Source organism: Mycobacterium sp., assembly GCF_032161845.1.
Classification (GTDB): Bacteria; Actinomycetota; Actinomycetes; order Mycobacteriales; family Mycobacteriaceae; genus Mycobacterium.
Genome location: NZ_JAVRQA010000063.1, coordinates 19,665 through 28,817 on the forward strand (window position 1 = coordinate 19,665; position 9,153 = coordinate 28,817).

The 9,153-nt window shown below is 65.1% G+C and carries 12 protein-coding genes; 5 read left to right on the forward strand and 7 right to left on the reverse strand.

Features of this window, described 5'->3' with window-relative positions; all coding sequences use genetic code 11:
- Window positions 1-52 precede the first annotated feature (52 nt).
- The 3 genes from QOD90_RS03850 (at window position 53) to QOD90_RS03860 (ending at window position 1,637) form a co-directional block, all read left to right on the forward strand.
- On the forward strand, window positions 53-772 hold the full coding sequence (locus QOD90_RS03850) for a hypothetical protein (RefSeq protein WP_526346841.1): 720 nt from the start codon (window positions 53-55) through the stop codon (window positions 770-772).
- An 83-nt stretch (window positions 773-855) separates the two neighbouring features.
- Window positions 856-1,359: a cytochrome c oxidase subunit 3 gene (locus QOD90_RS03855; RefSeq protein ID WP_526346869.1), complete on the forward strand. Its 504-nt coding sequence runs from the start codon at window positions 856-858 to the stop codon at window positions 1,357-1,359.
- Window positions 1,359-1,637, forward strand: coding sequence for a cytochrome C oxidase subunit IV family protein (locus QOD90_RS03860; RefSeq protein ID WP_526346842.1), 279 nt, complete (start codon window positions 1,359-1,361; stop codon window positions 1,635-1,637). The genes QOD90_RS03855 and QOD90_RS03860 overlap by 1 nt, the downstream gene beginning before the upstream one ends.
- Before the next feature lie 153 nt (window positions 1,638-1,790).
- Here QOD90_RS03860 and QOD90_RS03865 read toward each other — a convergent pair whose 3' ends face one another.
- From QOD90_RS03865 to QOD90_RS03895, 7 genes are all read right to left on the reverse strand, one after another.
- A complete protein-coding gene (locus QOD90_RS03865; protein WP_526346843.1) occupies window positions 1,791-2,849 on the reverse strand; it encodes an NAD(P)H-dependent amine dehydrogenase family protein in 1,059 nt (352 codons plus the stop codon).
- A 5-nt stretch (window positions 2,850-2,854) separates the two neighbouring features.
- Window positions 2,855-3,244, reverse strand: coding sequence for a hypothetical protein (locus QOD90_RS03870; protein WP_526346845.1), 390 nt, complete (start codon window positions 3,242-3,244; stop codon window positions 2,855-2,857).
- A gap of 71 nt (window positions 3,245-3,315) precedes the next feature.
- Window positions 3,316-3,897, reverse strand: coding sequence for a nuclear transport factor 2 family protein (locus QOD90_RS03875; protein ID WP_526346847.1), 582 nt, complete (start codon window positions 3,895-3,897; stop codon window positions 3,316-3,318).
- 1 nt (window position 3,898) lies between these two features.
- Window positions 3,899-4,822, reverse strand: a complete 924-nt coding sequence (locus QOD90_RS03880) for an SDR family NAD(P)-dependent oxidoreductase (RefSeq protein ID WP_526346849.1) — start codon at window positions 4,820-4,822, stop codon at window positions 3,899-3,901.
- Window positions 4,819-5,256 (reverse strand): Zn-ribbon domain-containing OB-fold protein, encoded by a 438-nt coding sequence (locus QOD90_RS03885; RefSeq protein ID WP_526346851.1) that lies wholly within the window; start codon window positions 5,254-5,256, stop codon window positions 4,819-4,821. Before QOD90_RS03885 ends, QOD90_RS03880 begins: the two co-directional genes overlap by 4 nt.
- Window positions 5,257-5,261: 5 nt before the next feature.
- Window positions 5,262-6,062, reverse strand: a complete 801-nt coding sequence (locus tag QOD90_RS03890; protein WP_526346853.1) for an enoyl-CoA hydratase/isomerase family protein — start codon at window positions 6,060-6,062, stop codon at window positions 5,262-5,264.
- Window positions 6,059-7,333 carry a cytochrome P450 gene (locus QOD90_RS03895; RefSeq protein ID WP_526346855.1) on the reverse strand — a complete coding sequence of 425 codons (1,275 nt, stop codon included), beginning with the start codon at window positions 7,331-7,333 and terminating at the stop codon, window positions 6,059-6,061. Before QOD90_RS03895 ends, QOD90_RS03890 begins: the two co-directional genes overlap by 4 nt.
- Before the next feature lie 156 nt (window positions 7,334-7,489).
- Between QOD90_RS03895 and QOD90_RS03900 the strand changes: the two genes are divergently transcribed.
- Window positions 7,490-8,584, forward strand: a complete 1,095-nt coding sequence (locus QOD90_RS03900; protein WP_526346857.1) for a Gfo/Idh/MocA family protein — start codon at window positions 7,490-7,492, stop codon at window positions 8,582-8,584.
- Entirely contained in the window at window positions 8,581-9,084 is a 504-nt protein-coding gene (locus QOD90_RS03905) for a cupin domain-containing protein (RefSeq protein ID WP_526346859.1), read from the forward strand. Before QOD90_RS03900 ends, QOD90_RS03905 begins: the two co-directional genes overlap by 4 nt.
- Window positions 9,085-9,153: the final 69 nt, after the last annotated feature.

The following is a 9,153-nucleotide window of genomic DNA, read 5'->3' on the forward strand; positions in this document are numbered from 1 at the left end:
CCCACTTCGGCGAATCAGTTAAACATTGAGCGGATTACTCTAGACTGCGGCCATGGATCTGAAACTCCAACGCATCGCCGCGTGGGGCGGCATCGCCATGCTCGCCCTATTCTTCGTCTTCTTCATGCTGATCGCGAAGCTCATCCCGCCGCTCTCGCCGACCTCGAGCGCGCAGGAGATCACCGACTTCCTCATCGCCAACAAGCTGAGGGTGCGGTTGGGCCTTGCGTTGAGCCTTCTCGCGGCTTGTGTCGCGCTGCCGTTCCTTGCCACGATCTGTTTGCGGGTGCGTCGGGTCGAGGGCAAATGGGGCGTGCTGTCGGTGACTCAGATCTTCGCCGGGGTCATCTTCGTGCCGGGCTTCCTGTTCCCGATGATGGTGTTGTCGGCAGCGGCCTTTCGTCCCGAACAGCGCGATCCCCAGATCACCCAGACGCTCAACGACGTCTTCTGGTTGATGTTCGTCGGCATCGTCGGGACCCTGGTGGTGCAGGCCCTGGTGCTCACCACGGCATCGTTCGTCGATCGCACCGAGCCGGCGACCTTCCCTCGGTGGTTCGGCTATCTCAACGCGTGGTACGCGCTGCTGGCACTGCCTGGCGGCGCGGTGATGATCTTCAATGACGGTCCGCTCGCGTGGAACGGCATCTTCGCGTTCTGGGTCCCCTTGGTGGCCTTCTCGGCCTGGATGGTCGCCGTGACCGTGGTGATGCTCCAGTCGATCGGTGCGGAGCAGGCGGCGGAGCAGCCGTTGACCGCCGCCGCGCCGTGAGCCTCGACGCACCAGCGGTCAGTGCGACGCAGGCACGCCGAGTTCCCGGCGAGAGCGGCACGTGGGTCTTCCTGTTCGGTGACATGCTGGTGTTCGGCGCGTTCTTCGCCACCTTCATGGTCGAGCGGGCCAAGGCACCCGAACTCTTCGACGTATCCCGCAAGACCCTCCATCTCGGCGTCGGGCTCACCAATACCCTGGTGCTGCTGACGAGTTCGCTCTGTGTCGTGGTCGCGTTGAGGGCTCTGCGCACCGGAGCGCGCGACATCGCACGCTCGTCAGTGCTGACGGCGATGGGGTGCGGCGGGATCTTCATCGCGTTGAAGGTGTTCGAATACCACTCGCTCGTCACCGAGGGGCATGGCGTTGGCGCCAACCACTTCTACCTGTACTACTTCATCCTCACCGGTGTGCATCTGTTCCACGTCTGCGTGGGAATGGCAGTCCTGACGTTCCTCCTCGCCCAGACCCGACGGCGCGAACTCGGCGACACGCGGCTTGCGGTAGTCGAGGGCGGTGCCTGCTTCTGGCACCTGGTCGACCTGCTGTGGATCGTGCTGTTCCCACTGCTGTATCTGGTGGCCTGATGTCCGGGCCATCGGTGGTCGGTTTCGTGCGTGGCCGCGCGGCCGTGTCGTGGGTGGTGCTGATCGTCGCGACGCTGGTGTCCTACGTCCTTGGTGCAGACCACGGCACGGGATCGGTGATGGTTGTCGTGGTGCTGGGTATTGCCGCGGTCAAGGTCAGACTCGTCGGGCTCGACTTCATGGAACTGCGCCATGCCCCAGTGCCATTGCGCGTCGCATTCGAGGGCTACTGCCTCGGATTGTGGGCGCTGCTGTCGGGGTTGTACCTGTTCCTCTAGCGGTCGGGCTCTGTTTCGCGGAACCGACCGCATTGTCGCCAGCTCAAGTCCCGTCGTCGTCGATTACTCTCGCCACGTGCATTCGGTGCCCAGCTCGCCGGACATCGCAGCCCTCGGTCCCAGCGGCTTCCTTCGAACGGAGGCGCAGTCCAGTCACTGCGCGCCGAGCGCCCGCGGAACAAGGTCGAGCGCGCTGTAAACGCCAGGTGCTGCCGCGCAGACCGACGGTATCGAGTTGACCACGCGAGCCGCGGTCGCCTCCGCGCCAGGTAGGACGCCATCGATGCCGAGATCGGCGTGGATCGTCGGATTGCCTTCGATGGTGATCCGGGTGACTCGGCCCGTGGCGGATCCGCGGGGGATCCGCGGCTCCCAGTCGTCCGGGGGATCATCGGGTAGGGACCAAATGAAGGAGAAGCGCATTCGTGGCTCGCCCGCGATCACGGCCTCGAAACGCATTCGTACGCTGGCGATCGTGCCGGCGGCGATTGAGCCCGCCGGGAAGGTGTAGTCGCGGTCGGCCACCGCGATGTCACGGAATTCGATGATCTCGTCTAACGTCCATCCGAGGGCGTCGGCCACCAGCGCAAGTGGCGTAGCCATGTGAGGGATCATGGCCCCGCGTTGGTAGATCTGAGCGTCTTGCTCAGGCGTGCGTCCGAAACCGAACTGCGCGAAAAACGATAGCCCCGTAAATGTTCCGGACGGCAACCGTTCCTCGACCCGGATACTCGTCGGCTCGTTGGTCAGGCTCGCCAGATGGATCGGCAGGACGTCCGTGGCGAAGCCGGGCGCTATTCCGGTGCCCAGAAATGAGCTACCGCCTCGGTCGCACGCTGCGCGCAATTTGGTCAGCGTCGCATCGTCGAGGCTACCCGGAAACGCCATCCGAACGTCCGCCGTGATGACATTCCTTCCCGCCGCCAGGATGGCGCAGAGCTGATTGGTCACATCGTCGGGATGGCGGCCCACCGCGGCGGGCAGGTATGTCACGCAGTCGCAGTCGAGCGCGAGGAATTCCGCGATGTCGTCTGTAGCCAGTACCCCGACTGGGCCGACTCCCACGATGTCGCCGGAGTCGCGGCCGACCTTGTCGGGGCTGTGAACCAAGTGGCCAGTCAGTTTCAGATGCGGTGACCGGAGGAGCTGCGCAAGCACCATGGCCCCGGTGTGACCGGTTCCGACGTGACCGACTCGAATCCGTTGTGCCATCGGCGTTACTCCCAGAACCGCTGCCACTCCGGGCTGTCGAATGGCAGGACTCGCAATTCGGCGACCATGCCGTCGGACATGAGGTATGTCGTCGCGCACAGCATGTCCAGTTTTCGGTCCGCTCGTTGGGCGGTTGTACGTTCGACGACGACGGACTTCTCGCCGCCGACGATGTCCTGCACCTCCGCCGCGAGGGTTCCGTCGGTGAGTTCCTGATTCTGCATTGCATGGTCAAGAATTGCTGTCGCGCCGCGGAATACACCCGTCCGCTGGCTGTCTCCGGCCTCGACCCAGACGGATCGGTCGTTGTGCGGCCTGGTGATGGCATTGAGATCACAGGTCGTGTACGCCCCGTACACCTCTTGGATCAACCCCATATTCGCTGCCGCATCCATACGGACTCCTCCTCACGAGTGCGCCGAGCATAGAACCGAGACGCGCCCGGGGTCCGGCATTTAGGCAGAAGTCAGTGCGACCGCACGCCGAAGTCGATGTCGTGAATGCCGGAGAACGGCATGAAGCCGTCCTTGCCAAGCCATGACGGTGAGGCGTGGTGTCCGGCTTCGGGCCGTGCCCAGTCCACCCATGGGCCCCAGTCCTCGCGGCGCAGCTTCTGCTGCAACGTCTGCGGGTGCTCGCTGGCGGCACTGTCGTAGCGCCGCGCGAACTGCTTCATCTCGGCGGGAATCCAGACGTCCTCTTCAGAGCGCCACTTCCCGCCTCCGGCGTATTCGATGAACTGGTACGAGGGGAAGTCGATGGGTGGACCACCCGGCTCCGGGTTGTCGGCGCGGTTGAACACCTTGTACGCGACCCGCGTGCCGTCGATCACATACCAGAGCAACGGGCTGTAGACCTGTGGTGCCGCGCCCATCGTCCCTTCGAGGAACCTGGTGATCTCCTCGGGCCCGGTGAAGGTGCCATAGAAGTGGTCGAAGTACGTGGCGTCGTCAGTGAACAGGTTGGCCCATCCCGCCCAGTCCTCGAGTACGGGACCGGTCATGAAGTAGTGCCGGAACTCCCGCTCGACTTCCGCGAGGTCCGTCACGTCAGCCGCCCAGTCGCAAACCGGTGTTGCGAGTACCGAACACGTCGGTGGCCATGATTGCCCCCAACTTGTCTGCGTCCCAGCGCTTCTGACCGTTGGATACCGACGCCACCGGATGCCAGCCCTTGAGGAGCTGAAGATTCTCACCCATCGCGCGGATGATCTGCCCGCTGATGTGACCGGCCTCCGGGCTGGCCAGCCAAGCCACTACCGGTGAGCCCAGCGACGGATCCTTGGGGTCGAACTCGTCCTCGTCCCGCTCGTCGGGCTCGATTGCAGCCTGCGCACCTGGCATCGACGCCGACATGCGGGTGCGGCCACCGGGACTGATGGCGTTCACGGTGGCGCCGATCGACGCCAACTCCAGGCTGAGCGTCTGGGTCAGCCCCACGATCGCCGACTTGGCGGTGCTGTAGTTGGTCTGCCCGAAGTGGCCGTGCAGGCCCGCACCCGAAGTGGTGTTGATGATGCGGCCGTACACCTTTCCGCCCGAGGCCTTGGCTTCCTCGCGCCACTTGCGGGCGACGGCGCGGCTGGTCAGCCAGCTGCCGCGGACGTGTACGCGCATCACCAGGTCGAAGTCGTCGACGGTCATGTTCCAGATCGCCTTGTCCCGCACGATGCCCGCGTTGTTGACAACGATGTCGAGCCTGCCCAGCTGCGAGTAGGCGCGTTCCACCGCGAGGTCGACCTGCTCCTCGTCGCCGACGTCACTGAAGTCGGAAACGGCCTTGCCGCCGCGCTTCTCGATGATCGCCACCACTTCGTCGGCCACCTTGTCGGTGCCCTCGCCTGACAGGCTGGTGCCCAGGTCGTTGATGATCACGGTCGCGCCATGCTTGGCGAGTTCGAGCGCATGGCCGCGGCCGATGCCGTGCCCGGCGCCCGTCACCAGGGCGACCTTGCCGTCGAGTAGTCCTGTCATGGGCTCTCCTCGTGTGGGGTGAAGGACGGTGTGAAGATGGTGAGGTAGGGGCCGTCCGGATCGTTCTCGTCGACCGGGCGGAACACCGCGGTCACCGGCATGTCGACCCGTAGGCGCTGCGGCTCGGCGCCTTCGATCGTCGTCATCAGACGCGGCCCCTCGTCGAGTTCGACGATCGCCGCGACGTACGGAAGTCGCTCCTTGAACGGCGCCAGATCGTTCACGTACACGGTGGAATAGGTATAGAGCTTCCCCGTTCCGCTGGCCGGAACCGGGTGCACGTCCTCGCTCCAACAGAACGGGCAGAATGGCCGTGGGTAGTGATGCACCCTGCCACACGAAGCGCATTCGGCGATCAGTAGACGACCCTCGCGCGCTGCGTCCCAGTAGGGGGCGCTTGCGGGGTCGATGGTGGGAAAGTCTGCGCGGGCCACGGCCGTCACCACCCGGTGAACTCGGTCGGGCGCTTCTCCATGAAGGCCTTCACGCCCTCCGTCGAGTCGTGTGCGTACGACTGGATCTCCTGTGACATCGCCTCCGCCACGAACGCACCGGACCTGTCGGTGTCGGGGGAGTCGTTGAGCAGCCTCTTGGTGAATGCGATGGCGCTGGTGGGCGCACCCGCCAGCCGCCCGGCGAAGTCGGCCACCGTGGCGTCCAGGTCAGAGACACTCACCACGCGGTTCACCAGACCCAACGTCAATGCCTCTGCAGCCGAGAGCTTTTCGCCGAAGAACGCCATCTCCTTGGCCTTTTGCATGCCGATTCGCCGGGGCAGCAGATAGCAGCCACCGCCATCGACGACCAGCCCGCGCTTGACGAACGACTCTGCGAAGTAGGCGTTCTCGGTGGCGATCACCAGGTCGGAGGCATACACCACGTGTGCTCCCAGCCCCGTTGCGGCGCCGTGGACGACCGCGATCACCGGTTTGTTGCAGTCGAGCACGGCGGCCACCAGCCGTTGAGCACCGTTCATGATGCGGCGGGTCGGTTCCATCACCCGCTTCTCGCCCTTCGCCCGTCGCTCGGCCAGCGACGCGACGTCGGCACCGGAGCAGAAGTGCCTGCCGTTGGCGCGCAGCACCACGACGCGCACGTTCTCGTCACCGTCGGCGACCGCCAGTAGCGCGATGAGCGCGTCGCGGTCCTCGGGGCGTACTGCGTTGGCGGCCTCGGGCCGGTTCAGCGTGATCGTCATGACGCCGTCCGCGATGTCCGACAGCACTGCCTGTGCGCTCATGGGGTGTAGGTCGCCTCTAGGTGTTTGATGCCGTTGACGAAGTTCGACTTCAGCATGACGGGTTCGCCGGTCGCGGTGATGTCGGGGTAGCGCTCGTAGAGCATCTTGAAGGCTACGTTCAGCTCGAGTCGTGCCAAGTGGGCACCAAGGCAGAAGTGTGGCCCTGGCCCACCGAAGGCGATGTGATTGTTGGGTTTCCGTGCGATGTCGAAGGTCTCCGGGTCGCTGAATACTTCGGGATCGCGGTTGGCCGCCGGGTACCAGACCACGACCTTGTCCCCGGCGTTGAAGGTGTGGGTGACCTTTCCGTCGGCGTCGGTCAGCGTCACGCCGTCGCGTGTCACGGTGCGGCGCATGTGAATTACGGGGCTGGCGTACCGCAGGATCTCCTCGACGGCGGGCGAGGCCAGCTCGTCGTAATTCGTCAGTAGCCGGTCGCGCTGTTCGGGGTGTGCGCTCAATACCAGAAGCCCGTGAGTGAGTGCGTTGCGCGTGGTCTCGTTCCCCGCACCGATGAGCAGGATGAAGAACTTCGCCAACTCCTGAGGCGTCAAATTCTCCTCGTCGGAGGTGACCAATTTGCTGATGACGTCGTCGCGGGGGTTGGCGATGCGATCCTCGGCGATGCCCTTGAGTAGCTCGATGAGCTGCTCGCTGATTTCGGTGACCGCAGCCCCGATGCCCTCGACGGTCTGGTCGGGCACGTATTCAGGGTCCGAAGCACCAAGCACGACGTTGGTCGCACGCAGAATGAACTGCTCGTGCTCGCGCGGAACCCCCAACATGTTGTCGATGATGCGCAACGGCAGCAGCGTCGCGAATGCGGAGACGAAGTCGCACCGACCCGAACGTGGCATCTCGTCGAGGATCTCGGCGGTGGTTTCCTCCGCGAGTCCCCGAAGCTCGGAGAGCATCCGTGGACTGAAGCCGCGCGAGACGATCTTGCGCAGCCGCATGTGCTCGGGATCGTCCATGTCGATGATCGAGCCACGGTATTCGCGCATCTCGGCGGTCTGGTCGAAGATCTGGGTGCCCTGTCCGGAGGCGAACTCCTCGGGGCGGCGGCTGATGTTGGCGACGTCGCGGTGCGAACCGACCGCCCAGAAGCCGCGTACCCGCGGGGAGCTGGGCCGGTTGGTCCGGACGAATACCGGGCCGCCTGCGTCGCGAAGGCGGCGGTAGAGATCCGCCCGGTCGGCTGGACGTTCCTGCCACCACTGCAGGTCGATCAGCGGTGCGAACTGCTGCTCGTCGGTGTCGGTCGTGCTCACAGCATCCGATTCTGGCACTCATGTCACTTATAGGCAACGTCGGGTTACTGCAGCAGTTCGGCAATGCGTCCGATTCTCACCCTTGAACGCGACGCCTATCTAACATTAGTGTCACCAATGGACGGGGTTGCCGACGGTACGAACCGAGGAGAGCACATGACGGAGCGGAAGCCACTACGGGTCGGGATCATCGGCGTGGGGTGGGGTTCACACGTTCAGGTGCCCGGGTTCCGTGCGGCGGCGGGCTTCGAACCCGTCGCGCTCTGCGCGCGTACACCCGAGCGGCTGGAGCGCGTGGCTGGCAAGCTGGGCATCGAGGAGACCTCGACTGATTGGCAGACCTTCGTCACCCGCGACGACCTCGACGTCATCTCGGTCGCGACGCCCACCGTGCTGCACCACGACATGGTCCTTGCCGCCCTGGCGGCGGGTAAGCCCGTGCTGTGCGAGAAGCCGCTCGCCGGCGATCTCGACGCGGCCCGCGACATGGTGAAGGCTGCCGCCGAGGCCAACGTACCGACCGCCTGTTGCTTCGAGAATCGTTGGAACCCAGACTGGTTGGCGCTCGCCGAGCGGGTGCGCTCGGGTTTTCTCGGCAAGCAGTACCTCGCGCGCGTCAGTCGGAGCGCGTCCTACTGGCACCCGAGCCGCTCGCTGCAGGCACGCTGGATGTACGACCGCGACCAGGGTGGCGGCTACCTCGCTGGGATGCTCGTGCACGATCTCGACTTCCTCTGTAGCGTGCTGGGCCGTCCCGTCTCGGTATGCGCCGAGGTGCGTACCAGCGACCCCGTCCGCGTGTTGCCCGACGGGGAGACACTGACCATCACCGCCGACGACACCGCGGCCGTGTTGATGCGGATGGAGTCTGGCTTGACGGCCATCATGAGTGTCTCGGTGATCGGTGCGCACGCCGACCACTACCGCCTCGAGCTGTTCGGCTCGGACGGCACCATCATCGGTGACGGCGATCTGCGTTCTGCGGCATACAGTCTCGGCGCGGCTACCGATGACGGGTTGAGCCCGCTCGCGGTGGACGAACGTGTCCCCGCGCACCCGGAGCACCTGCCGAAGGGGTTGGCCGGCCATGCGAGTCGCGCGATGGCGTTGATGCTCGAGGACTGGCTGCCCGCCTTCGACGGTGCACCGAGCGCCGCCGCCACCTTCGAAGACGGCCTGCTGTCGCTCGCGGTGATCGATGCCGCCCACCGCTCGTCCGAGGGCGGCGGCTGGGAGCCGGTGCAAGCATGAGGGGTGGACCGTCGATCAAGCATCTCGACGACGTACCGGCCGAGGAGATGCTGCGCTACGAGTTCGCAGACGGTCGGACGGCATCGATCTGGGAGAAGTGGATTGAACTGTCGCCCAGGTACTTCGCGTTCTGGAACAAGTGGGACCCAGGCGCCATCTCCTCGCAACACGGGCACACCGGCGATCACAGCAACTTCATCCTGGCCGGTGAAATCCGTTGCGGTGACGTCGTGGCCGGTGCCGGCACGCACATCATGCTCGAGTGGGGCGACGTGTTCGGACCGTGGGAGGCCGGCCCGCAGGGGTGTGAACTCTATGGCTTCATCGCTGGCGAGGGTCAGCCGTTCAGCGGTGATACCGCTGCATACGATGCCCTGCTTGCCGAGCGCGGCGCCCGACCGGTGCCCCTCCCGATGCCAAAACACCTGCCGCCCTGGATCCTCGCCAAGCTGGGCGGCTCATTCACGTCGTCGGTCACCCAGTGGGAGCCGTCGACCTAGCCGAGCCTCCGTCGAAAATGCGCGGAGGGCTGTGATTTTCGCGAATCCACGACCCCGATCGCAATCTCA

Bases quoted from the DNA above. Each gene is read 5' to 3' on its own strand.
- QOD90_RS03850 (WP_526346841.1), top strand. From the start codon at position 53: ATGGATCTGAAACTCCAACGCATCGCCGCGTGGGGCGGCATCGCCATG.
- QOD90_RS03855 (WP_526346869.1), top strand. From the start codon at position 856: ATGCTGGTGTTCGGCGCGTTCTTCGCCACCTTCATGGTCGAGCGGGCC.
- QOD90_RS03860 (WP_526346842.1), top strand. From the start codon at position 1,359: ATGTCCGGGCCATCGGTGGTCGGTTTCGTGCGTGGCCGCGCGGCCGTG.
- QOD90_RS03865 (WP_526346843.1), bottom strand. From the start codon at position 2,849: ATGGCACAACGGATTCGAGTCGGTCACGTCGGAACCGGTCACACCGGG.
- QOD90_RS03870 (WP_526346845.1), bottom strand. From the start codon at position 3,244: ATGGATGCGGCAGCGAATATGGGGTTGATCCAAGAGGTGTACGGGGCG.
- QOD90_RS03880 (WP_526346849.1), bottom strand. From the start codon at position 4,822: ATGACAGGACTACTCGACGGCAAGGTCGCCCTGGTGACGGGCGCCGGG.
- QOD90_RS03890 (WP_526346853.1), bottom strand. From the start codon at position 6,062: ATGAGCGCACAGGCAGTGCTGTCGGACATCGCGGACGGCGTCATGACG.
- QOD90_RS03900 (WP_526346857.1), top strand. From the start codon at position 7,490: ATGACGGAGCGGAAGCCACTACGGGTCGGGATCATCGGCGTGGGGTGG.
- QOD90_RS03905 (WP_526346859.1), top strand. From the start codon at position 8,581: ATGAGGGGTGGACCGTCGATCAAGCATCTCGACGACGTACCGGCCGAG.